Origin of the sequence: Roseobacter sp. GAI101 (assembly GCF_000156335.1) — a bacterium.
Taxonomy (GTDB): domain Bacteria; phylum Pseudomonadota; class Alphaproteobacteria; order Rhodobacterales; family Rhodobacteraceae; genus Sulfitobacter.
Window position 1 is genome coordinate 939,501 of record NZ_DS999213.1, and the last position, 21,680, is coordinate 961,180.

The 21,680-nt window shown below is 59.4% G+C and carries 21 protein-coding genes and 1 tRNA gene; 12 read left to right on the forward strand and 10 right to left on the reverse strand.

Annotated features, from left to right (window positions below; translation table 11 throughout):
• The 4 genes from ccoG to ccoS form a co-directional block, all read left to right on the forward strand.
• Window positions 1-1,177 (forward strand): cytochrome c oxidase accessory protein CcoG (gene ccoG / locus RGAI101_RS04380; RefSeq protein ID WP_037229013.1); only part of this gene is annotated, 1,177 nt, incomplete at its 5' end.
• Window positions 1,178-1,630, forward strand: coding sequence for a FixH family protein (locus RGAI101_RS04385; RefSeq protein ID WP_037227383.1), 453 nt, complete (start codon window positions 1,178-1,180; stop codon window positions 1,628-1,630).
• On the forward strand, window positions 1,627-3,777 hold the full coding sequence (locus RGAI101_RS04390; protein WP_008225449.1) for a cation-translocating P-type ATPase: 2,151 nt from the start codon (window positions 1,627-1,629) through the stop codon (window positions 3,775-3,777). Before RGAI101_RS04385 ends, RGAI101_RS04390 begins: the two co-directional genes overlap by 4 nt.
• Window positions 3,774-3,950: a cbb3-type cytochrome oxidase assembly protein CcoS gene (gene ccoS, locus RGAI101_RS04395; protein ID WP_008229190.1), complete on the forward strand. Its 177-nt coding sequence runs from the start codon at window positions 3,774-3,776 to the stop codon at window positions 3,948-3,950. The genes RGAI101_RS04390 and ccoS overlap by 4 nt, the downstream gene beginning before the upstream one ends.
• Here ccoS and RGAI101_RS04400 read toward each other — a convergent pair.
• On the reverse strand, window positions 3,940-4,746 hold the full coding sequence (locus RGAI101_RS04400; protein ID WP_008228206.1) for a crotonase/enoyl-CoA hydratase family protein: 807 nt from the start codon (window positions 4,744-4,746) through the stop codon (window positions 3,940-3,942). The genes ccoS and RGAI101_RS04400 overlap by 11 nt on opposite strands.
• Before the next feature lie 136 nt (window positions 4,747-4,882).
• Entirely contained in the window at window positions 4,883-5,659 is a 777-nt protein-coding gene (locus tag RGAI101_RS04405) for a transglutaminase-like domain-containing protein (protein ID WP_008227316.1), read from the reverse strand.
• Between the two features lie 290 nt (window positions 5,660-5,949).
• On the opposite strand from RGAI101_RS04405, the gene RGAI101_RS04410 reads away from it, so the two are divergent.
• Window positions 5,950-6,025 (forward strand) — tRNA-Val (locus RGAI101_RS04410).
• Between the two features lie 173 nt (window positions 6,026-6,198).
• On the opposite strand, the gene RGAI101_RS22350 is transcribed toward RGAI101_RS04410, so the two are convergent.
• From RGAI101_RS22350 to tgt, 4 genes are all read right to left on the reverse strand, one after another.
• Window positions 6,199-6,618, reverse strand: coding sequence for an HU family DNA-binding protein (locus RGAI101_RS22350; protein ID WP_083792003.1), 420 nt, complete (start codon window positions 6,616-6,618; stop codon window positions 6,199-6,201).
• A 180-nt stretch (window positions 6,619-6,798) separates the two neighbouring features.
• The gene (gene lon / locus RGAI101_RS04420) at window positions 6,799-9,207 is read right to left on the reverse strand and encodes an endopeptidase La (protein WP_008228602.1); all 2,409 of its coding nucleotides are present in this window, start codon (window positions 9,205-9,207) and stop codon (window positions 6,799-6,801) included.
• Between the two features lie 259 nt (window positions 9,208-9,466).
• Window positions 9,467-10,564 carry an alkene reductase gene (locus RGAI101_RS04425; RefSeq protein ID WP_008228561.1) on the reverse strand — a complete coding sequence of 366 codons (1,098 nt, stop codon included), beginning with the start codon at window positions 10,562-10,564 and terminating at the stop codon, window positions 9,467-9,469.
• Window positions 10,565-10,670: 106 nt separating this feature from the next.
• Window positions 10,671-11,798 (reverse strand): tRNA guanosine(34) transglycosylase Tgt, encoded by a 1,128-nt coding sequence (gene tgt, locus RGAI101_RS04430; protein WP_008227779.1) that lies wholly within the window; start codon window positions 11,796-11,798, stop codon window positions 10,671-10,673.
• A 126-nt stretch (window positions 11,799-11,924) separates the two neighbouring features.
• On the opposite strand from tgt, the gene RGAI101_RS04435 reads away from it, so the two are divergent.
• Window positions 11,925-12,818, forward strand: coding sequence for an SPFH domain-containing protein (locus RGAI101_RS04435; RefSeq protein WP_008226509.1), 894 nt, complete (start codon window positions 11,925-11,927; stop codon window positions 12,816-12,818).
• Window positions 12,818-13,096: an NfeD family protein gene (locus tag RGAI101_RS04440; RefSeq protein ID WP_037227386.1), complete on the forward strand. Its 279-nt coding sequence runs from the start codon at window positions 12,818-12,820 to the stop codon at window positions 13,094-13,096. Before RGAI101_RS04435 ends, RGAI101_RS04440 begins: the two co-directional genes overlap by 1 nt.
• 350 nt (window positions 13,097-13,446) lie before the next feature.
• On the opposite strand, the gene RGAI101_RS04450 is transcribed toward RGAI101_RS04440, so the two are convergent.
• The gene (locus RGAI101_RS04450; protein WP_008228556.1) at window positions 13,447-13,635 is read right to left on the reverse strand and encodes a hypothetical protein; all 189 of its coding nucleotides are present in this window, start codon (window positions 13,633-13,635) and stop codon (window positions 13,447-13,449) included.
• 135 nt (window positions 13,636-13,770) lie between these two features.
• On the opposite strand from RGAI101_RS04450, the gene rimK reads away from it, so the two are divergent.
• The 5 genes from rimK (at window position 13,771) to tpiA (ending at window position 18,221) form a co-directional block, all read left to right on the forward strand.
• Window positions 13,771-15,153, forward strand: coding sequence for a 30S ribosomal protein S6--L-glutamate ligase (gene rimK, locus RGAI101_RS04455; RefSeq protein ID WP_008225761.1), 1,383 nt, complete (start codon window positions 13,771-13,773; stop codon window positions 15,151-15,153).
• A 75-nt stretch (window positions 15,154-15,228) separates the two neighbouring features.
• On the forward strand, window positions 15,229-15,591 hold the full coding sequence (locus tag RGAI101_RS04460) for an SUF system Fe-S cluster assembly protein (protein ID WP_037229016.1): 363 nt from the start codon (window positions 15,229-15,231) through the stop codon (window positions 15,589-15,591).
• Between the two features lie 94 nt (window positions 15,592-15,685).
• Window positions 15,686-16,897 (forward strand): glycerophosphodiester phosphodiesterase family protein, encoded by a 1,212-nt coding sequence (locus RGAI101_RS04465; protein WP_037229019.1) that lies wholly within the window; start codon window positions 15,686-15,688, stop codon window positions 16,895-16,897.
• Window positions 16,898-17,023: 126 nt separating this feature from the next.
• Window positions 17,024-17,368, forward strand: a complete 345-nt coding sequence (locus RGAI101_RS04470; protein WP_037229022.1) for a HesB/IscA family protein — start codon at window positions 17,024-17,026, stop codon at window positions 17,366-17,368.
• Between the two features lie 103 nt (window positions 17,369-17,471).
• A complete protein-coding gene (tpiA, locus tag RGAI101_RS04475; RefSeq protein WP_037227391.1) occupies window positions 17,472-18,221 on the forward strand; it encodes a triose-phosphate isomerase in 750 nt (249 codons plus the stop codon).
• A gap of 117 nt (window positions 18,222-18,338) precedes the next feature.
• Here the strand turns inward: tpiA and RGAI101_RS04480 are convergent, their stop codons facing one another.
• The 3 genes from RGAI101_RS04480 to RGAI101_RS04490 form a co-directional block, all read right to left on the reverse strand.
• A complete protein-coding gene (locus tag RGAI101_RS04480; RefSeq protein ID WP_008227062.1) occupies window positions 18,339-19,715 on the reverse strand; it encodes a TRAP transporter large permease in 1,377 nt (458 codons plus the stop codon).
• 4 nt (window positions 19,716-19,719) lie between these two features.
• The gene (locus RGAI101_RS04485; RefSeq protein ID WP_008227463.1) at window positions 19,720-20,400 is read right to left on the reverse strand and encodes a TRAP transporter small permease; all 681 of its coding nucleotides are present in this window, start codon (window positions 20,398-20,400) and stop codon (window positions 19,720-19,722) included.
• 108 nt (window positions 20,401-20,508) lie between these two features.
• Window positions 20,509-21,510: a DctP family TRAP transporter solute-binding subunit gene (locus RGAI101_RS04490; RefSeq protein ID WP_008228348.1), complete on the reverse strand. Its 1,002-nt coding sequence runs from the start codon at window positions 21,508-21,510 to the stop codon at window positions 20,509-20,511.
• Window positions 21,511-21,680: the final 170 nt, after the last annotated feature.

Consider the following 21,680-nt stretch of genomic DNA (forward strand, 5'->3'; position numbering starts at 1 on the left):
ATTCTATTTCGTGGCCGGTCTGCTGATCATGGCCGGGCTGGGCCTGTTCCTGTTCACCTCGGCCCTAGGGCGCGTCTGGTGCGGCTATACCTGCCCGCAGACGGTCTGGACCGACCTGTTCATCCTTGTCGAACGCTGGATCGAAGGCGACCGCAACGCGCGCGTCCGGTTGCATCACGCGAAGTGGACGGCACAGAAATGGCGGCTGCGTCTGACAAAATGGGCCGTCTGGCTGATCATCGCGGTGGCCACCGGCGGGGCATGGGTTTTCTACTTTACCGATGCGCCGACGCTGGCGCGCGATCTGGTCAACCTGACCGCACATCCCGCAGCCTATATCACCATCGCAATCCTGACGGCGACGACCTTTGTCTTTGGCGGGTTCCTGCGCGAACAGGTCTGCAACTACATGTGCCCCTGGCCGCGCATTCAGGCCGCAATGATGGACCCCGACACGATTACCGTCGCCTACCGTGAATGGCGCGGAGAGCCGCGCGGTAAGAAACATGACGGTACCACGGGCGACTGCATCGACTGCATGGCCTGCGTCAACGTCTGCCCGGCGGGCATAGACATCCGAGACGGTCAGCAGATGGAATGCATCACCTGCGCGCTGTGCATCGACGCCTGCGACGACGTGATGGCCAAGATCGGCAAGCCGCGCGGGTTGATCGACTACATCGCCCTCTCGGACGAGGCTGCCGAGCGGGCCGGTGCCAAGCCAAAACCGCTTTGGCGTCATATCCTGCGGCCCCGTACGATCCTTTATACCGTGATCTGGTCGCTGATCGGTATAGGGCTGGTGTACGCACTTTTCATCCGGTCGGACATCGAACTGACCGTCAGTCCGGTGCGCAATCCGACCTATGTCACCCAGTCCGACGGATCGATCCGCAACATCTATGACGTGCGCTTGCGCAACAAATCCGGCGACGACAGGCAGTTCCGTCTTAGCCTTACCAGCGATGAGGTTTTGCGCATCGGGCTTGAAGGTACAGACCAGCTGATGCTGCGTGTACCGGCGGATACGACCTTGTTGCAACGGGTATATGTGACTGCGCGCGCGCAGGACCCTGCGGCAACTGCGGCGGCGACACCTTTGCGGATCTGGGTCGAAGATAGCGAGGCTCAGACACGGGCCTCAAAGGCGACCACCTTCAACGGAAAGGGAAATTAGATGCAACGTGAACTGACAGGATGGCATGTGTTCGGCGGGTTTGCGACAGCCTTCGGGGTGATCATCGCGGTCAATCTGACGCTGGCGTTTCAGGCCGTGCGCACGTTTCCGGGGCTTGAGGTCAAGAATTCTTACGTCGCCTCGCAATCCTTCGACGCCGACCGAAACGCCCAAGAGGCGCTTGGCTGGGCGGTGTCCGCAGATGTGGACCATGACGTGCTCAAGCTGGTGATCCTGCAGGACGGCACAGCCATTGCACCGCGGGTCGAGGACGCCACCTTTGGCCGCGCCACCAGCGTGGTTGCCGACCAGACGCCCGATTTCACCTTTGACGGCAGCGCGCTTGTCGCCCCGGTCAAGGCCGGGCCCGGAAATTGGAACCTGCGCGTCAAGCTGCGCGCGGACAATGGCGTGCTGTTCCAGCAGCGTATCGTGGTGCATATCACAAGATGACCCAAGTCGCCGCCTGCCCTGCCTGTGCCGTTGCCCCCCTGGCGCAGGAAACCGCGCGCCATGCCCGGCCGCCCGATGCGATCCTGTCGATCCCCGCGCTGCATTGCGCGGCCTGCATCGGCAAGGTTGAACGCGCGCTCTCCGCCCTTCCGGGGGTCGAACGTGCCCGTGTGAACCTGTCGCTGAAACGGGTTTCGGTCCACGGCCCCGATGTGCCGGATGAAACCATCACCGCAGCGATCAAGGCGGCGGGGTATGACGCCTATCCGCTTGATCTGACGCTGCTTGAAGAAGGCCAGGACCCCGTCGGCCGCGCCTTGCTGATCCGGCTGGCCATCGCGGGCTTTGCGATGATGAATGTCATGCTGTTTTCGGTCGCTGTCTGGTCGGGGGCGTCTGACGCCACACGTGATCTGTTTCACCTGATTTCGGCCCTGATCAGCCTGCCGGCTGTGCTGTTTTGCGGCCAACCGTTCTTTGCAAATGCGTGGTCCGCGCTGCGGGTGCGCGCGCTGAACATGGATGTGCCGATCTCGCTTGCCATTCTTCTCGCGGCGGGCATGTCGCTGTTCGAGGTGCTGAACGGCGGGGCCCATGCCTATTTTGATGCCGCCCTGTCCCTGACGTTCTTCCTGCTGATCGGGCGCTATCTGGATCACCAGACCCGAAGCTCGGCCAGATCCGCCGCCAAGGAACTTGCCGCCCTCGAAGTGCACACCGCGCAACGCATCGACGCAGGCCACGCGACCAAGGTGCCGGTCAGCGCGCTCCGCGTGGGCGACCGCGTGTTGATCCCCACCGGGGTACGGGTGCCGGTTGACGGCACGCTGGACAGCGCGTCGGCAGTGTCGGACCGGTCGTTTCTGACCGGTGAATCCGCTGCGCAAACCCTGATCAAAGGGTTCCCCGTCCAGGCCGGAGAGATCAACCAGGGTGCCCCCTTCGAGATGACCGCAACGGCCGTGGGCGATGATACGACCCTGCGCCGCGTCGCGAACCTGGTCGAGATGGCCGAGAACAGCCGCAACCGATATACCAATCTGGCCGACCGGGCCGCGCGCATCTATGCCCCTGCGGTGCACCTTCTGGCGCTGCTGGCCTTCGTGGTCTGGGTGTGGATCAGCGGTGACATACGCTTTGCCTTGAATATCGGGGTGGCGGTCCTGATCATCACCTGCCCCTGCGCCTTGGGCCTTGCGGTGCCAGCCGTGGCCACCGCAGCAATCGCGCGGTTGTATGCGATGGGGTTTCTGGTGAAATCCGGCACCGCGTTGGAACGGCTGGCCGAGGTCGATATCGCGGTTTTTGACAAGACCGGCACCTTGACCTTGTCCAGTAGCACCGGAAAGCTCTCGACGCTGAGCGACACACAGGCCAGCGTGGCGCGAAAATTGGCGCAATCGTCCCACCATCCGATGTCACGCGCCCTGCTTTCTGTGCTGCCGCCCGTTCCGCTGGCAGAGGTGACGCAGATGCAGGAAATTCCCGGCTTCGGGATGCAAGCCGTTCTGGACGGTCAACCCGTCCGGATGGGCCGCGGGTCATGGCTGGGTGCGGATTTCGACGGTCTCGGCCTTCGGATTGGCGACGGGCCTGCGATCCCCCTGCCCCTGACGGACATCCCGCGCCCCGGTGTGAAAACGGCCCTTGAGGGGCTGCGCAGCTTGGGCATAGCGCCCCAAATACTCAGCGGGGACGGCAAGACGCCAGTGCAGGCGTTGGCCGCCCAGATCGGGGTCGAGGATTTGCAATTCAACGTCAGCGCCACCGAAAAACACGCCTACCTGACCGGCTTGCAGAAGGCCGGGCACCGGGTGCTGATGGTGGGTGACGGGTTGAACGATACAGCGTCACTGGCGGCGGCCCATGCGTCAGTGGCCCCCGCGTCGGCGCTGGATGCGTCGCGCAGTGCCGCCGATATCGTGTTGCTGCGTGACAGTCTGGCAGAGTTTCCAATGCTGATGAAAATCGCCCGTGCCACCACGCGGCTGTCCCGCGAGAATTTTGCGATTGCGGCTGCCTATAACGCCATCGCAGTGCCCGTGGCCTTGCTGGGCTATGCGTCGCCGTTGATTGCCGCGATTGCCATGTCGGCCTCGTCCCTCACGGTTCTGGCAAACGCGATGCGGGTCAGGATTGTGCGATGAACGTGCTGCTGATCCTGATACCGGTGTCGATCATTCTGGGTGGACTGGGGCTGTGCGGCTTTCTCTGGACGCTGCGCAGCGGGCAGTATGACGACGCCGAAGGCAGCGCCGCCCGCTTGCTGCTAGAGGATGACGATGCCCCCAATGACGCCCCTGACGAGCCTAGGAGTTAGGCCGCACCCGCGCGCCACTTTTGTCGGCAAACGCCGCAAGCCGCGCACGCGCGTCAGGCTGGGTGTTGACCACGCCGGCGACCACGGCTTCGGCATAGGCGGCGTCCATGGCGGACATGTTCTGCATGTGGCTGACCGCACTGCAGATCGCAAAGTTTGACAGCGGCAGATTCTGCGCCGTCTTGCGCGCGATCTCGAGGGCGGCGTCAAAGCTTGATCCCTCGACGATATATTGCGCAAGTCCAAGATCGACCGCCTCTTGGCCCTGATAGACGCGGCCCGTCAACATCATGTCGATCATCCGCGACTTGCCGACCAGATCAGTCACCCGGATCGTCGCCCCACCGCCGGTGAACAGCCCCCGCTGCCCTTCGGGCAAGGCGAAATAGGCGGTCTGGTCCATGACGCGGATATGGGCCGAACTTGCCAGTTCAAGCCCGCCTCCGACAACGGCACCCTGCAGCGCGGCAATGACCGGCACACCGCCATATTCCATCTTATTGAACGCCTCGTGCCAGCGCAGGCAGACATGCATGAAGTCAGCGGGGCTGCGATCTTCGTCGTGGTGTTCGATCAGATCAAGCCCGGCGCAGAAGTGATCGCCAGCCCCTGCCAGAACCACGGCACGCACGCCTGCACGCGGTGCAGCCGAAAAGAAATCAACCAGCTCTTCGATGGTGTCGATGTCCAGCGCATTGCGTTTGGCCGGGCGGTTCAGGGTCACGACCCAGACCCCGTCCTCATGGGTCTCAATCGCAAGGTTCTTGAATCGGGAAATGTCGATTTGCAGGGCCATGGGCGTGTCCTTTCGGCGTTGCGTGTCGCAATTACAGGTCTGGCACGGGCCCCGTCAGTTCAGATGAACAACGAGGCCCAAACAATTGCCATGACTGGATAACTTGGACCGGCCCGCCTGTCTATCGCCCAAGCGTCTAGACCACGCGCACATCTACCGATTGCGACAGCATCATCGCCGGCCCGAAACTGCTGAGAAACGGCACCTCGGCCGCATCAAGCCCCACGCCGATGCGCACGATCTGGTTGGACGCCGCCATGCCGGTCGGGTCAACCAGATGCCATGTCCCGTCCAAAAACACCTCGGCCACGGCATGGAAATCCTGCGGCGTCACAAAAGGCGCGTAAACGCTGACAAACCGCGCCGGGATCGCCGCGGCGCGTGACAGCGCAATCATGACATGGGCGAAATCGCGGCAGACGCCCTGGCGCTGCACAAAGGTATCAAGCGCGGTCGTCTGGCCGTTGCTGGACCCGGGAACATATTGGAACCGCTCGAATATCCAGTCGCGCAATGTGGCGATCAGGTATCCGCCTTTCAGATTGCCGTATTCCGCCGCCACAAAGCTTTGCAGTTGATCCGACGGGCAATAGCGCGACGGCATCAGATAGCGCACTGCGTCGCTGGGCAGCTTGTGGGGCGGCACGCTGTTAAACTCCTCGATCCGCAAGGCTGGCCGGTCGACGTCGAACCGCGCCTTGTAATCGCAGCGCAAATTGCCGTTCGAGCGGATCAGCACACGCTCGCCCATCCCTGCCTCGCCCGCGATGCTCGCACGCTGCTGGGTATCGCTTAGGGTAAAGCTTTCGGACAGGACGCGCTGGTCCGCAAAATCGGGGGCCTGAATTTGCAGGATCATATCCGTCGGACCGTACATCTGATATTCAAGCTGGACGTCAATATCGAGGATCATAAAAAGTCTTTCATGGGGGCCACGCCGGTGTACGCATTTGCGAGCCGACGATGGTACAAAGATGAGGGAGGTGGCGGGAAATTACCAAGCCTCCTAGTAGCCCCCGGACACAGACGAGGCAACAACCATTGCACCGTGCAGATCACATCCGGGTGATGGCTCAAACCTAGTGTGATCCGGCTTAAAAACACCTGCAAAACCCGCGCCTGAAAAAATAATTCGGAAAACTGCATTTGGTGGCAAGAATGGGGTTGAAACCCCTCCAAAGCTTAGGGTAGTAGATCGCTCACGGGTCGTTAGCTCAGTTGGTAGAGCGCTTCGTTTACACCGAAGATGTCGGGAGTTCGAGCCTCTCACGACCCACCATTCCCCCTCTTGAATTGTGTTTGAAATCAGTCCCTTCGGGCTGGTATCTTACGCGCTGTCTTGTGCAAAAGGCATTGTGGCGGGACTTGGTGTTCACATGTACCAGCACCCTAAAATGCTAAAAGGCCCCTTGTTTCCAAAGGACCTTTCACATCGTAACGCGAGCGCAGTGCCTAAACGTCAGATTCGTCGGTATCTGTATCGGCAGCTTTGGATTTGTCTGACGGTGCCACCTGACGCACTTTTACCCGCATCATTTTACCGTTGCCCAAATCTTTTTCATTCACGACTTTGAACTTGCCCATCGGAAGAAGGTTCAATTCGCGATTATCGGCCAGGGCTTCGCCCAGAACCGCAAGCATCGCTTCGACCACCGGCTTGGCGTCTTTCTTTTTGATGGACGAGCGTTCTACAACCAGATCAATCAGCTCTTTCTTGCGCATCACCGGTCCGACGATCACAGGGCGCGGCCCTTCCACGACGGATGCTCCCGTTTCGGGTTTGGTGGCTTGCGACTTGCCGGCCGGGCCTGATGCGCCAGCAGCAACGTTCGAGGGGGGCTTTGACTTGGTGGGTTTGACTGTGCTGCTCATGGAACTCTCTGCTGCCAATTGGTTTGTTATTAGCTCTTGATAGCCTGAAAATTGACAATAATCCAGTAATCCTTGCAGTTCCCCTGCCTTTCGGCACCATATTTGGTGTCATGCGACCATATTCAACGCAAAAGGCCACCCGCCTAAAGGGTGGCCTTTCGTCAGTTTCACGGCGTCGGCTTAATGCGCTGTGGCATTATCCCCGCCCGAAGACTTTTTGGCGATGGCAGCAGCAGCGGCGTCTTCCGCTTCCTGATCCCATTCGATCGCCTCGGGCTGGCGCACAAGCGCGTGCTGCAGCACTTCGGATACGTGCTTGACCGGGATGATCTTCAACCCTTCCTTCACGTTATCGGGGATATCAGGCAGATCCTTTTCGTTTTCTTCCGGGATCAGAACCGTCGTGATACCGCCACGCAGCGCCGCCAACAGCTTTTCCTTCAAGCCCCCAATCGGCATCGCATTCCCGCGCAAGGACACTTCGCCCGTCATCGCGATGTCGCGCCGCACAGGGATTTGCGTCAGCACCGACACAATCGACGTCACCATTGCCAGACCCGCAGATGGACCATCCTTTGGCGTCGCACCGTCGGGTACGTGCACGTGGATATCGATCGTGTCGAACTTGGTTGGCTTCACCCCAAGCGACGGGCTGATGGAACGGACATAGCTGCTGGCCGCATCGATGGATTCCTTCATCACATCGCCCAGCTTGCCGGTTGTCTTCATCCGGCCCTTGCCCGGCAGGCGCAACGCTTCGATTTGCAGCAATTCGCCGCCCACCGATGTATAGGCCAGACCTGTCACCACACCGATCTGATCTTCAAGCTCGGCCAAACCATAACGGTACTTTTTGACCCCAAGGAAATCCTCGATGTTGTCTGCGGATACCGTGATGCTTTCAGCTTCCTTCTTGATGATCTTGGTCAGCGACTTCCGCGCCACCTTCGCAATCTCGCGCTCAAGGTTCCGCACGCCCGCTTCGCGGGTGTAATAGCGGATCATGCTGGTCAAGGCACTGTCTTCAATGACAAATTCCTTTGCCTTCAAGCCGTGGTTCTTGATCTGCTTGGGCACCAGATGCTGCTTTGCGATCTCGCGCTTTTCGTCCTCGGTATAACCCGCCAACGGGATGATCTCCATCCGGTCCAAAAGCGGACCCGGCATGTTGTAGCTGTTGGACGTGGTCAGGAACATCACATTCGACAGGTCGTATTCGACCTCCAGGTAGTGGTCCACAAATGTGGCGTTCTGTTCCGGATCAAGCACCTCGAGCATTGCCGACGCGGGATCGCCGCGGAAATCCTGCCCCATCTTGTCGATTTCATCGAGCAAGATCAGAGGGTTGTTGGTCTTGGCCTTCTTCAGCGCCTGAATGATCTTGCCAGGCATGGAGCCGATATAGGTCCGGCGGTGGCCGCGAATTTCGGATTCGTCACGCACGCCACCAAGGCTGATGCGGATGAATTCGCGCCCCGTCGCCTTGGCCACGGATTTACCAAGCGACGTCTTACCGACACCCGGAGGGCCGACAAGGCACATGATCGGGCCTTTCAGCTTGGTCGACCGCTGCTGCACGGCAAGATATTCGACGATGCGTTCCTTGACTTTTTCAAGGCCGTAGTGGTCGTCGTCCAGCACCTTCTGGGCTTTGACGAGGTCCTTTTTGGTACGTGATTTCACGTTCCACGGGATCGACAGAATCCAGTCGAGGTAGTTGCGCACGACGGTGGCTTCGGCTGACATGGGGGACATGTTCTTCAGCTTCTTCAACTCGGCGTCGACCTTTTCCTTGGCCTCTTTGCTCAGCTTGGTCTCGGCGATCCGCGCTTCAAGCTCGGCCACTTCGTTCTTGCCGTCTTCGCCATCGCCCAGCTCGGTCTGAATGGCCTTCATCTGCTCATTCAGGTAATATTCACGCTGGGTCTTCTCCATCTGCGATTTGACGCGGGTCTTGATCTTTTTCTCGACCTGCAGCACGGACATTTCGCCCTGCATCAGACCATAGACTTTCTCAAGCCGCTCGGACACGGCAAGCGTTTCCAGAAGGTCCTGCTTTTGTTCGACTTCGATGCCCAGATGGCCAGCGACCAGATCCGCCAGACGCGCAGGCTCGGACGCTTCGATGACCGCAGTCAGCGCTTCTTCGGGAACGTTTTTCTTGACCTTGGAATAGCGCTCGAACTCTTCCGTGACGGTCTTCAAAAGGGCCTGGGTAATGGTTTCATCGCCCGGCATCTCGGTAAGATACTCGGCACGTGCCTCGAAAAAGCTTTCGTTTTCAAGGAATTCAGTAATGCGCACCCGTGCCTGACCTTCGACAAGCACCTTCACGGTGCCATCGGGCAGCTTGAGCAATTGCAATACGTTGGCCAGCACGCCGACCTTGAAGATACCATCGGAATCGGGGTCATCAATGCCCGGATCAATCTGGCTGGACAGCAAAATCTGCTTGTCGTCCGCCATGACTTCTTCCAATGCGCGCACTGATTTTTCGCGACCTACGAAAAGCGGCACGATCATGTGCGGGAATACGACGATGTCGCGCAGGGGCAACACGGGGTAGGATGCGTTCAGAGGCTCTAACATGCTCTATTCCTTATACTGCAAGATGACGCTGGCCCCTGTCATAGGCAGCCGTTTGGTCATCTCCTGTTCTGGGTAGGTATTTGGGGGGCCCACCCGCCTGTTTCAATACCCTTTTCGGGGGGTGCCGTTTTTGCTTTGACGCTAGAATGACCCGTGTGGCCCGGACAGACAAGCGCGGATCGCTTGAATTCCAGCCGAAACTCGCCAAAGACCGTGGGTTTTCCGGCCCCGAAATTCGCTGGGGCCGGAAATTTGCATATTATTCAACGGCGTCTTCTTCGAGGAAGGGATAGTCCGTATATCCTGCCGCGCCACCACCGTAATAGGTGTTGGAATCGCCCTTGTTCAGCGCGGTGTGACGTTCAAGCCGCTTGACCAGATCAGGGTTGGCGATAAAGGGCCGCCCGAATGCGATCAGGTCGACCGCACCGTCTTCGACGGTCTTGATCGCAAGATCGCGGTCATAGCCGTTGTTTGCCATATAGAGGCCGTCGAACATCTTGCGCAATATGGCGATGCTTTCGCCTTCCTTCAGATCGCGCGAACCGCCGGTGGCCCCTTCGACCATGTGCAGATAGGCCAGCCCGAAGCGGTTCAACTGCGGGATGACATATTCAAAGGTTTCCTGCGGGTTTTCGTCATCCACATCATTGGCAGGCGAAAACGGCGACAGGCGCAAACCGACATGGGCACCGTCCCACGCGTTCGTCACCGCCTCAAGCACCTCAAGCAGCAAGCGGGCGCGGTTTTCAAGCGAGCCGCCGTATTGATCATCGCGCTTGTTGGTCTTGGTTTTCAGGAACTGGTCCAGCAGGTAGCCGTTGGCCCCGTGCACTTCGACCCCATCAAACCCGGCCTTTTTCGCCATCTTGGTGGCGTGGACATAGTCGGCGATTACACGAGGAATTTCATCGGTTTCTAGCGCGCGCGGCTCGGAAGTCGGTTCAAACCCGTCAGCCGTAAATGTCTTGACGTCCGCGGTGATCGCCGAAGGCGCAACCGGTTGCTGGCCGTCGGGCTGAAGCGACGTATGGCTGATCCGGCCTACATGCCACAGCTGGATGACGATCTTGCCGCCCGCCTTGTGCACGGCGTCAGTCACCTTTTTCCACGCGGCCACCTGGCCTTCGCTGTGGATGCCCGGCGTCGCCAGATAGCCCTTGCCTTCGGGGCTGATCTGCGTGGCTTCGGTAATGATGATACCGGCACCTGCACGCTGCGCGTAATATTCAACGTGCAATTCACCGACTTCGCCAGTGTCGTTATCAGCGCGGTTGCGGGTTAGCGGAGCCATCACGACGCGATTTTTCGCCTCGATGGCACCAACGGTAACGGGGGAGAATAGTTTTTCTGACATCTCGGTGTCCTTTCCTTGCTGGTTGCTGTCTTCAGCACCTAAGCTCAAGACGCATAACAGCAAGGATTGGTTCACCGGTTTATTTTTCGCCGAAGCGGTTGAAGTTCTAAAGCGGGTCGATATCGCCCTGCGCCCGGGTCGCATGAAACTCGGCCTGCCAAGCGTCGAACGTGCCTGCGGCAATCGCCCCACGCATACCGGCCATGATTTCCTGGAAGTAATGCAGGTTATGCCAGGTCAGCAACATCCCCGAGATCATCTCGTGACTGCGGAACACGTGATGCAGATAGGCGCGGCTGTAGCTTTTGCAGGCCGGGCATGTGCACGCCTCGTCCAGCGGTCGCGGGTCGTCGGCATGGCGCGCGTTCTTGATGTTTACCACACCGTTGCGGGTGAACACCTGACCGGTCCGTCCCGACCGGGATGGCAGAACGCAGTCCATCATGTCGATGCCGCGCGCGACAGCCCCCACGATATCATCGGGCTTGCCCACCCCCATCAAATAGCGCGGGCGGTCCACGGGCAGCATATCGGTGGCGTAATCAAGACAGCCGAACATCGCCTCCTGCCCCTCGCCCACGGCCAGACCGCCGACAGCATAGCCGTCAAATCCGATATCCACCAAGGCCTTGGCGCTTTCCTCGCGGAAATCACGCTCGAGCCCGCCTTGCTGGATGCCGAACAGCGCGTGGCCCGGACGGTCGCCAAAGGCGTCGCGGCTGCGCGCGGCCCACCGCATCGACAGGCGCATGGAGTCAGCGATCCGGTCGCGGTCGGCCGGCAAGGCAGGGCATTCGTCGAAACACATGACGATGTCTGAACCAAGCAGTTTTTGAATCTCCATCGACCGTTCCGGTGTCAGCTCGTGCCGTGACCCGTCAATATGGCTTTTGAAGGTCACGCCCTTTTCGGTCAGCTTGCGCAGGTCCGCGAGGCTCATCACTTGAAAGCCGCCTGAATCGGTCAGGATCGGCTTGTCCCAATTCATGAACTTGTGCAGCCCGCCAAGCCGGTCGATCCGTTCAGCCGTCGGGCGCAGCATCAGATGATAGGTGTTGCCCAACAAGATATCGGCACCGGTGGCGGCAACGCTTTCGGGCAACATTGCCTTGACGGTTGCGGCCGTGCCCACGGGCATGAACGCCGGCGTTCGTATGTCACCACGCGGGGTCGAGATGACCCCGGTGCGGGCGGCCCCGTCGCGGGCCTGAAGATCGAATGAGAATTTTTCCATGACAGCGCCTATAGAATGTCGCGCAATCGCACGCAATCACGATGCTGCATTGCATTTCTTGGATTTTGGCAGAAACTGACGCGAAACGTCTCTTGAAGGTGACGTCGTTGTTAGGAGACCGCGCCCGTGCCAATCGAAGACATCCTGCTGGATATTTTCCAGACCAACCTGCCCCTGATCCTGCTGGCACTGTTGCTGATCATTCTGGTCGTGAAGGCCGTCAAGATCGTGCCGCAATCGGAACAGCATGTCGTTGAACGCTTTGGCCGGTTGCGGGCGGTCATGGGGCCGGGCATCAACATGATCGTCCCGTTCATTGACCGGATTGCGCACCAGATCTCGATCCTCGAACGGCAATTGCCCACCGCCAGCCAGGACGCAATCACCCGCGACAACGTGCTGGTTCAGGTCGATACCTCGGTATTCTACCGGATCATCGAACCCGAAAAGACCGTTTACCGCATTCGCGACATCGACAGCGCCATCGCCACCACCGTCGCCGGGATCGTGCGCGCGGAAATCGGCAAGATGGACCTGGACGAGGTGCAGTCCAACCGCACGGCCCTGATCAGCACCATCAAGATGCTGGTCGAGGACGCCGTGGACAACTGGGGGATCGAAGTCACGCGGGCTGAAATTCTGGATGTGAACCTTGATGCAGCGACCCGTGCCGCGATGATGCAACAGCTGAACGCCGAACGGGCGCGCCGGGCGCAAGTAACCGAGGCCGAAGGCAAGAAGCGCGCCGTCGAACTAGCCGCCGATGCCGAGCTATATGCGTCGGAACAAACCGCCAAGGCGCGCCGCGTACTGGCTGACGCCGAGGCCTATGCCACACAGGTCGTGGCGACTGCGATCGGTGAAAACGGGCTTGAAGCGGCGCAATACCAGATCGCGCTGAAACAGGTCGAAGCGTTGAACGCCCTTGGCACCGGTTCCGGCAATCAGACGATCCTGGTCCCCGCCCAGGCGCTCGAGGCCTTTGGCGATGCCTTCAAACTGCTGAAAGGACGCGGATGATGCTGGCAGATTATGCGACGCTCTGGTGGGTCTGGGTTTCAGTTGCGCTGGTCCTGGGGCTGGTCGAAGTCCTCGCGCCGGGTAACATCTTTCTGGGCTTTGCCCTTGGCGCTTTCGCCATGGTCCCGGTGGTGCTGATTATGCCCGGCGCAGGTGTGTCGTTGCTGCTGGCACTTTTTGCAGGCTTGTCGTTGCTGTGCTGGATCATCCTGCGCATCGTGTTCAAGCGTCAATCCAGCGGTGCGCGGATCGTAGAACGCGACATAAACGATGGTTAGCTTTGCCTGACCGGCTGCGTGGACTGCGTGCCATCGGCATATCCCTCACGAGCTTCAATCCGCCACCAATCGTCGCATGAAGCGTCATCGAGCCATCCGAAGCTTCCAGAATATCCTGAACGATTGCCAGACCAAGGCCCGTACCCCATCCGCATTGCAGCGTCTTCGATGTCCGCAGCGATCCGGCTTTCGCCCATCCTTTGCAATCACGCAATACCGGCCGTCAGCGCCGTCAGTGGCGTTTTGAAGCCCTGGGCAAGGTCGGCCGCCCTGTCGCCTGCGCGGGTCATTGATGTGTCCTGAAGCGCCGCAACGAAGGTCGGGGCGAAAGCGGTGACTGATCACTGCCGTCAGGTTTTGAAGATAGCGGCCCGGCGGATCTGCATGGCTGCTGTTTTCGGTTGGAACACCAAGACAATTTTCGGTTTCTTTGCGGCAAAACTATCCGGCAAAAATGCTCCTACGGCTTTGTCCTCCCATCGGGACAAGGGTTTTGCAAAGACTTCGGCGATAGGGATCAGCGACATCGTCAGAGCCATTTAATATTTTCCGTCCGCCGGGGCGCTGCCCCGGACCCCGGGATTTTTAACCAATTGGAAGCCCCCGTCGTGCCTTGAGAAGCCGGGGGCGACCTGATACTCGGCAGGAAATTCGGCCGAGCAGGAGTATGTCGCATGCAAGAATTAACGTTTGGCTGGGAAGAGTGGATCGCATTGCCCGAGCTGGGATTACCTGCGATCAAGGCCAAGATCGACACCGGCGCGCGGACGTCGGCGTTGCATGCGCATGACATCGAGGTTTTCGGATCGGACGCCAAGCCGAAGGTGCGGTTCAACGTGCATCCGGTTGCGGGCAATGAGGATATCGTCATCACCTGCTCGGCCCCGATCATAGACCGGCGCGAGGTGACATCTTCGAACGGCGAATCCGAGCTGCGCTATGTGATTTCGTCAAATCTGGATGTCGCAGGACAAAGTTGGCCGATTGACATTACCCTGACCAACCGTGCGGGCATGGCGAGCCGGATGTTGTTGGGACGTCAGGCCCTGACGGATCACATCACCATTTCACCGACCGAAAAGCGGTTGCAGCCTGATCTGAGCTATGACGTCTACCACACCGCCGCCGTGCGTCGCAAAGCGCCTCAGCGGGCGTTGCGGATTGCCGTGCTGAGCCGCGAGGCGGGAAATTATTCCACCAGGCGTCTGGTCGAGGTCGGCGAGGCACGCGGCCATACGGTCGAAGTGATCGACACGACGCGCTGCTACATGGCGATCAACGCGATGGCACCGGAGGTCCATTATGACGGCAAACGCCTGCCGCGTTACGATGCCGTGATCCCGCGGATCGGCGCGTCGGTCACGCCCTATGGCTGCGCCGTGATCCGCCAGTTCGAAACGATCGGGACCTATTGCGTGAACGGATCTGCGGGCATTCTCGCCAGCCGTGACAAGCTGCATGCGCATCAGGTTCTGGCATCCAAGAAGATCGGAATGCCCACGACAGCCTTTGCGGCGTCGCCCAAGGACACGTCGAACTTGATGGCTCTGGTGGGGACTGCGCCGTTGATCGTGAAGCTGTTGGAATCCACCCAGGGAAAAGGTGTCGTTTTGGCTGAAACCAAAAAGGCGGCGGAATCGGTGATTGACGCGTTCCGGGGCCTGAAGGCAAACTTTCTGGTGCAAGATTTCGTGAAGGAAGCCGCTGGCGAAGACATCCGCTGCCTTGTGGTCGATGGTAAGGTCGTGGCCGCCATGAAGCGCACCGGCGCGGATGGTGATTTCCGGTCGAACCTTCACCGAGGCGGCAGCGCGCAGGTCGTGCGGATCACCAAGCTTGAGCGTGATACCGCGCTGCGCGCCGCCCGCGCCTTCGGTCTGGGCAAGGCCGGTGTGGATTTGCTGCGCTCTGAAACCGGTCCGAAGGTGCTTGAGGTCAATTCATCGCCCGGGTTCGAGGGGATCGAGAAAGCCACAGGCAAGGATATCGTCGGAATGCTTTATGACATGGTCGAAGCGCGTGTCAGGCCGCAGCCCGTGCGCAAGCGCAAACCGTGACAGGGGCTCAGCCCTCTGGACGCTGGCGGACGTAAACCCTATATAAACGATCAGGATAACACAGCGAGGCCCATGATGACCGACAGCACCCACCCCCTCGAAGGCACGCCTCTGATTGCGCCGTCTTCGACCGATCATCCGCTTTACGACCAGATCGTAGAGGCCTGCCGCACGGTGTATGACCCGGAAATTCCGGTCAATATTTATGAGCTTGGTTTGATCTATACCATTGATATCAATGACCAAAGCGAAGTGAACATCAAGATGTCGCTGACCGCGCCCGGCTGCCCCGTCGCGGGTGAGATGCCTGGCTGGGTCGCCGATGCGGTAGAACCCCTGCCCGGTGTCAAGACAGTCGATGTTGAACTGGTCTGGGAGCCGCCCTGGGGCATGGACATGATGTCTGACGAAGCGCGCCTGGAACTGGGCTTCATGTAAGCCCGCGTTTCACATAATCATCACGCAAGCATCGCACATCTGTAACATCTGGCCGTCAAACCCGCGCCAGATGTTTTACATAACCGGAGCGATCATGCGTATCACAACAGCCCTCACCGCCTTGGCCCTGCTGCCCTCAGCCCTTTGGGCGGATGCCCACAGCACCCAGACACCCGTCGAATACGGCCCCCGTCCGGCCTATCTGATCGACAAGCTGCCTCAGGGCGCGCTGAAGGAAAAGCTGGCGTCCTGCATGAGCCAGACGCCGACGCGCACGCAGTTTTCCATCGGCCACCGCGGTGCGCCCTTGATGTTTCCGGAACATACCGTTCAATCCAACGTCGCGGCCGCGCGGATGGGTGCGGGCGTTCTAGAATGCGACGTGACCTTTACCGCCGATCATGAACTGGTCTGCCGTCACGCCCAGAACGACCTGCACACGACGACCAACATCCTGATGACGGATCTTGCAGACAAATGCACCGCCGGATTTACGCCGGCCTCGGGCGACACAGGGGCCAGCGCTGAATGCCGCACCTCTGACCTGACGCTGGCAGAGTTTCAGACCCTGACGCCCAAGATGGACAGCGCCGACAAGACGGCCTCCACGGCCGAAGCCTATCAGGGCGGCGTCGCATCGTTTCGCACGCAGCTTTACACCGACAAGGCTGATCTGATGACCCACGCCGAGTCCATCGCGCTTTTCGCATCGCTTGGTGCAAAATTCACCCCCGAACTGAAGTCACCTTCGGTCGAAATGCCGCATGACGGCTTCAGTCAGGCGGATTATGCCCAGAAGATGATCGACGAATACAAGGCCGCCGGCATCCCCGCCTCCGATGTCTGGGCCCAGTCCTTCAATCTGGAAGATGTGTTGTATTGGGTCGAAAACGAACCCGATTTCGGCAAGCAGGCAGTCTATCTGGTGGAATGGTCCGAAGGTTTCGATAAACAGGACAAGGCGACATGGGCGCAAGATTTCGCCGCGCTCAAGGCGCAGGGCGTGCAGTACCTGGCCCCGTCGCTGAACATGCTCCTGACCAACGACGGCGGCAAACTCGCCGCATCGGCCTATGCCAAGGCAGCAAAAGCGGCCGACCTCAAGCTGATCGCCTGGACGTTGGAACGCTCCGGTCCGCTGGCATCGGGCGGCGGCTGGTATTTCCAGTCGGTGAATGACATCGTCAAGGATGACAGCGACTATCTGGTGGCTCTGGATGTGCTCGCGCAAGACGCAGGCGTCGAGGGTGTCTTCTCGGACTGGCCCGCGACGGTGACATACTACGCCAACTGCATGGGCCTGTAATCCAGCCCACCCCGCCGACACGCGACAGGCCGCTCCGAATTTCGGGGCGGCTTCATGCATTTTCAACGCAACTGCTTGAGAATGTGCCGCGAACCCCCTATCTTTGGATCAACAGGAGTATCAATGATGTTCGCGATCCCAGGCAAGCAAGCCGTTACCATCACCCCAAAGGCCGCAACGCAGATCAGCAAGCTGATGACGTCGGCAGGACACGCAGGGCTGCGCATCGGCATCAAGAAAGGCGGCTGCGCGGGCATGGAATATACCATGGAATACGTGAACGAGCCTGATGCCAATGACGAAGTGGTCGAACAGGACGGCGCGCGCGTGCTGATCGCGCCGATGGCGCAAATGTTCCTGTTTGGCACCGAAATCGATTACGAGACGACATTGCTCGAATCCGGTTTCAAGTTCCGCAATCCCAACGTGACCGAAGCCTGCGGCTGCGGCGAATCTATCAAGTTCGGTTAACCGTCCTTTCACCTGCTGTTAGCGCTGCCAAATCGGCCCTTGTCGTTGCCCCGTGATCGGGCGGCTGGTATCCCTTGGGCAAAACACTTACAGGGATACTGACATGCGCCGCAAACTTGCCGCCGGAAACTGGAAAATGAACGGGACCGCCGCGGCGCTTTCGGAACTGGTCGAACTGGCCGGTCATCTGGACCCGAACGATGCTGAAACGCTGATCTGTCCCCCTGCCCCGCTGCTGTATCGCGCCTGCGAAAAGACTCGCGGCACCAGCATCGCCATCGGCGCGCAAGATTGTCACATGCAGACCGAAGGTGCCTTTACCGGTGATGTCTCGGCGTCGATGATCGCCGATACGGGTGCGTCCTACGTCATCGTCGGCCATTCAGAGCGCCGCGATGCTCATGAGGAAACCAACGGCGACATCCGCAAGAAGGCGCGCGCAGCCTGGGCGGCGGGCCTGACCGCCATCGTGTGCATCGGTGAAAGCGGCGATGACCGGGAAGCCGACAATACCCTCGACATCATCGCAGGGCAGTTGTCCGGCTCCGTGCCGGACGGTGCGACGGGCGATAACACGGTGATCGCCTACGAACCCATCTGGGCCATCGGCACCGGCAAGATCCCAACCCTTGCGCAGATCATCGAAGTGCATGACTTCATTCGCGCCCGCCTGATCGCCCGTTTCGGCGATGTCGAAGGCAATGCAATCCGCCTGCTCTATGGTGGATCGGTCAAACCGGACAATGCCGCCGAGATCTTTACCGCTGAAAATGTCGACGGTGCGCTTGTCGGCGGTGCCAGCCTCAAAGCCTCCGACTTTGCACCGATCATCAAGGCGCTCTCTGCCTCCTGATAGGCCCCCGCGCCCTGGCTTCATTTTGCCAAATAAACTCACTGCACACCCTACGCAAAAAAGGCGGCACGTCGATCTGACATGCCGCCTTTTTCAATCGCTCTTGCGATGACGTCCCTACCGGACGATCACCTCGGGTCCCATCATCAGCGTCGGCAACCATGTCGAGATGATCGGGATGTAGGTCACCATGATCAGGAAGACAAAGAGTACCGCCGTGAACGGCAACGCCGCGCGCACAACACTCATCATCGGCATGTTCGCCACGCCCGAGGTCACGAACAGGTTCAGACCTACCGGCGGCGTAATCATCCCGATCTCCATGTTGACGACCATGATGATCCCCAGGTGGATCGGGTCAATCCCCAGCTCGATCGCGATCGGAAACACCAGCGGTGCCACGATGATCAGCAGGCCCGACGGCTCCATGAACTGCCCGCCGATCAGCAGGATCACGTTGACGATGATCAGGAACATGATCGGGCCAAACCCTGCATCCAGCATTGCCGAAGAAATCTGCTGCGGAATTTGTTCATCCGTCAGTACATGCTTGAGGATCAACGCATTGGCGATGATGAACATCAGCGTCACTGTCAGCTTGCCGGCCTCGAACAGGGTGTCGCGCATGTCGCGGTGAAAGAACACGGTGACCAACGCGATCGGCTTGCGCATCAACGACAGGTTGCGCCCATCGCCTTTGACGTGCAACGGCCCCATGTCACGGTAGACAAAACAGGCGATCAGGAAGGCGTAGACCGCCGCCACCGCTGCCGCTTCCGTGGGGGTAAAGATACCGCCATAGATGCCGCCAAGGATGATCACGATCAGCATCAGGCCCCAGCCAGCCTCGCGGCCGGATTCGAACACTTCACCCCAGCCGCGCCATTCGCCTTGCGGCAGTTTCTTGACCCGCGCCATGATGTAGATGGTCAGCATCAGCATGAAACCCGCCAACAAACCCGGGATCACGCCGGCAAGGAACATGCGCCCTACCGATACGTCCGTCGCCGAGGCATAGACCACCATAACGATGGACGGCGGGATCAGAATGCCCAGCGTTCCGGCGTTGGCGATCACACCGGCTGCAAACTCCTTGGTATAGCCGGTTTCACGCATCCCCGCGATGACGATGGACCCGATCGCCACAACCGTTGCCGGCGACGACCCTGACAGTGCTGCGAACATCATACAGGCGAACACGCCCGCAATTGCCAGACCGCCGGGAAAGTGACCGACCAAGGCGATCGAAAAGCGGATGATCCGCTTGGCCACACCACCGGTCGACATGAACGACGACGCCAGAACGAAGAACGGGATCGCAAGCAGCGTGTAATGCCCCGCCATCGCCTGAAAGAACGTCTGGGCGATGGACGCCAACGACGAATCCGACAGGACGAGAAGGAAGACGATCGACGAAAAGCCAAGGCTGACCGCGATAGGTACGCCAAGCAGCATCAGGCCCACGATCATCGTGAATAGAATTAGAACTTCCATGCGCTCAGTCCCCTGCGTTCATGTGTGAAACGGCTGCGACATCGTCTTCAGCTTCGTGGCTGACGATCAGCCCATGCGACACCCCGGTGAAAATCCGGACGCCTGCCTGAATGAACCGGAACAACAGCAACGCCATGCCGATGGGCAGCATCGCGTAAGGCAGGAAGCGCGGCAGCTTGGCATAGCTTTCACCCTCGTTCATGATCGGCTCGATAAAGCGCAACCAGTCGGGCATGGGCATGTCCACTGTTTCATACCAGGCTTGATCGCGGCTGTTTTCAAAACCCGTCGGGAACCAGCGGCCCGACGTGGCGTCAAGCCCCGCGAACGGTGCCCAGTAATCCCACGCCCCCTTCAGCAGCAACCCTGCGTAAACGATGCAGATCAACGCCGCGAAAAGGGCAATGAACCGTTTGGTGCGCGACGAAAAAAGGTTTATCACCGCATCCACGCCAAGGTGGCTGGTGATCTTGACCGCATAGCTCATCCCGAACAAAACGAGCCAGGCAAAAAGAAACGTCACCGCTTCCAGCCCCCAGATCAGACCGGTGTTGAAGCCGTAGCGCAGGACGACGTTGATGAATGTAATAAGGGTCATCAAGCCCAGGATGACGGCAATCGCCGTCTCTTCGAACTCGTGAACGAACCGGCCAAGGGCCGTATTGGGATGGTATCCAGATGACATGGGAAAACTCCGCGTAAGGGGAGAGATTTGGCATGCGCATCAAAATGGCACCGGCCAAACGTGAAAAGATGCCCCACCCGTTATGGGCAGGGCACCGATCTGATCGACTTAGTGCTTGGCGTTGATCGCCTGCGCCGCGTCGATGTTTTCCTGGCCGACGTCGGCCGTGAATTCTTCCCAGACGGGCATCATCGCATCGACCCAAACCTGACGGCCAGCGGCGTCAAGTTCGACGATTTTGGAACCCGCATCCAGGATCGCCTGGCGTGCTTCTGCGTCAACTTCACCGACGGCAGCGTTGCGCGATACGGTCACTTCTTCCAGGATTGTCGCAAGCTGTGTGCGCACGTCGTCTGGCAGGCCGTTCCACCAGTCTGTGGAAGTCACGACCATGTAGTCCAGAACACCGTGGTTGGTTTCCGTGATGCCGTCCTGAACTTCAAAGAACTTCTGGCCGTAGATGTTGGACCAGGTGTTTTCCTGACCGTCGACAACGCCGGTTTGCAGCGCGCCGTACACTTCCGAAAACGCCATTGGCTGTGGCGATGCACCGATGGCTTCCATCTGCGCCTTGATCACGTCGGACGCCTGAACGCGGAATTTCAGACCGTTCGCATCCGTGGGAACGTTCAACGGCTTGTTGGCAGACATCTGCTTCATGCCGTTGTGCCAGAACTGCAGGCCCGACAGACCGCGACGCTCCATCGAGGCTTTCATCGCCTGACCGGTTTCGGAATTCTGGAATTCGTCAACCGCTTCGATGTTCTTGAACATGAACGGAAGGTCGAAGATGCGGAATTGCTTGGTGAACTGTTCAAACTTGGACAGCGAAGGGGCAGCCATCTGAACGTCGCCTTGCAGCATCGCCTCAAGCACCTGGTCATCGTTGTACAGGGTCGAGTTCGGGAACACTTCCATGCAGGCCTTGCCGTTCATCTCGTCGTTGACGCGCTGCTCAAGCAAGGTTGCGGCGATGCCTTTGGGGTGGCGGTCGGTGTTGGTGACGTGGCTGAACTTGATGACGATTTCACCGTCGTCACAGGCGGCCGAAACGGCACCTGCGGATACGGAAAGGGTCAGCGCCACGGCTGCTGTTGTCAGGAATTTCATGTGGTGTCTCCTCCCAGAGAGCTGTTTTTCAAGTCTCGGCAGTCCTCAACGAGACTGCGCTGCGGGGAATAGAGCGTTGAAACGCCGACCCTACAAGGCTGGGGATAAATCGCCGGGGTCGGGATAATTAACTGATACTTTTCATACACTTGCAGGAAAATGGTGATGTG

What these genes read in the sequence shown, in the direction of transcription:
- RGAI101_RS04385 (WP_037227383.1), top strand. Translation starts at nt 1,178, where the DNA reads ATGCAACGTGAACTGACAGGATGGCATGTGTTCGGCGGGTTTGCGACA.
- RGAI101_RS04390 (WP_008225449.1), top strand. Translation starts at nt 1,627, where the DNA reads ATGACCCAAGTCGCCGCCTGCCCTGCCTGTGCCGTTGCCCCCCTGGCG.
- ccoS (WP_008229190.1), top strand. Translation starts at nt 3,774, where the DNA reads ATGAACGTGCTGCTGATCCTGATACCGGTGTCGATCATTCTGGGTGGA.
- RGAI101_RS04400 (WP_008228206.1), bottom strand. Translation starts at nt 4,746, where the DNA reads ATGGCCCTGCAAATCGACATTTCCCGATTCAAGAACCTTGCGATTGAG.
- RGAI101_RS04405 (WP_008227316.1), bottom strand. Translation starts at nt 5,659, where the DNA reads ATGATCCTCGATATTGACGTCCAGCTTGAATATCAGATGTACGGTCCG.
- RGAI101_RS22350 (WP_083792003.1), bottom strand. Translation starts at nt 6,618, where the DNA reads ATGAGCAGCACAGTCAAACCCACCAAGTCAAAGCCCCCCTCGAACGTT.
- lon (WP_008228602.1), bottom strand. Translation starts at nt 9,207, where the DNA reads ATGTTAGAGCCTCTGAACGCATCCTACCCCGTGTTGCCCCTGCGCGAC.
- RGAI101_RS04425 (WP_008228561.1), bottom strand. Translation starts at nt 10,564, where the DNA reads ATGTCAGAAAAACTATTCTCCCCCGTTACCGTTGGTGCCATCGAGGCG.
- tgt (WP_008227779.1), bottom strand. Translation starts at nt 11,798, where the DNA reads ATGGAAAAATTCTCATTCGATCTTCAGGCCCGCGACGGGGCCGCCCGC.
- RGAI101_RS04440 (WP_037227386.1), top strand. Translation starts at nt 12,818, where the DNA reads ATGCTGGCAGATTATGCGACGCTCTGGTGGGTCTGGGTTTCAGTTGCG.
- RGAI101_RS04450 (WP_008228556.1), bottom strand. Translation starts at nt 13,635, where the DNA reads ATGGCTCTGACGATGTCGCTGATCCCTATCGCCGAAGTCTTTGCAAAA.
- rimK (WP_008225761.1), top strand. Translation starts at nt 13,771, where the DNA reads ATGCAAGAATTAACGTTTGGCTGGGAAGAGTGGATCGCATTGCCCGAG.
- RGAI101_RS04460 (WP_037229016.1), top strand. Translation starts at nt 15,229, where the DNA reads ATGACCGACAGCACCCACCCCCTCGAAGGCACGCCTCTGATTGCGCCG.
- RGAI101_RS04465 (WP_037229019.1), top strand. Translation starts at nt 15,686, where the DNA reads ATGCGTATCACAACAGCCCTCACCGCCTTGGCCCTGCTGCCCTCAGCC.
- RGAI101_RS04470 (WP_037229022.1), top strand. Translation starts at nt 17,024, where the DNA reads ATGTTCGCGATCCCAGGCAAGCAAGCCGTTACCATCACCCCAAAGGCC.
- tpiA (WP_037227391.1), top strand. Translation starts at nt 17,472, where the DNA reads ATGCGCCGCAAACTTGCCGCCGGAAACTGGAAAATGAACGGGACCGCC.
- RGAI101_RS04480 (WP_008227062.1), bottom strand. Translation starts at nt 19,715, where the DNA reads ATGGAAGTTCTAATTCTATTCACGATGATCGTGGGCCTGATGCTGCTT.
- RGAI101_RS04485 (WP_008227463.1), bottom strand. Translation starts at nt 20,400, where the DNA reads ATGTCATCTGGATACCATCCCAATACGGCCCTTGGCCGGTTCGTTCAC.
- RGAI101_RS04490 (WP_008228348.1), bottom strand. Translation starts at nt 21,510, where the DNA reads ATGAAATTCCTGACAACAGCAGCCGTGGCGCTGACCCTTTCCGTATCC.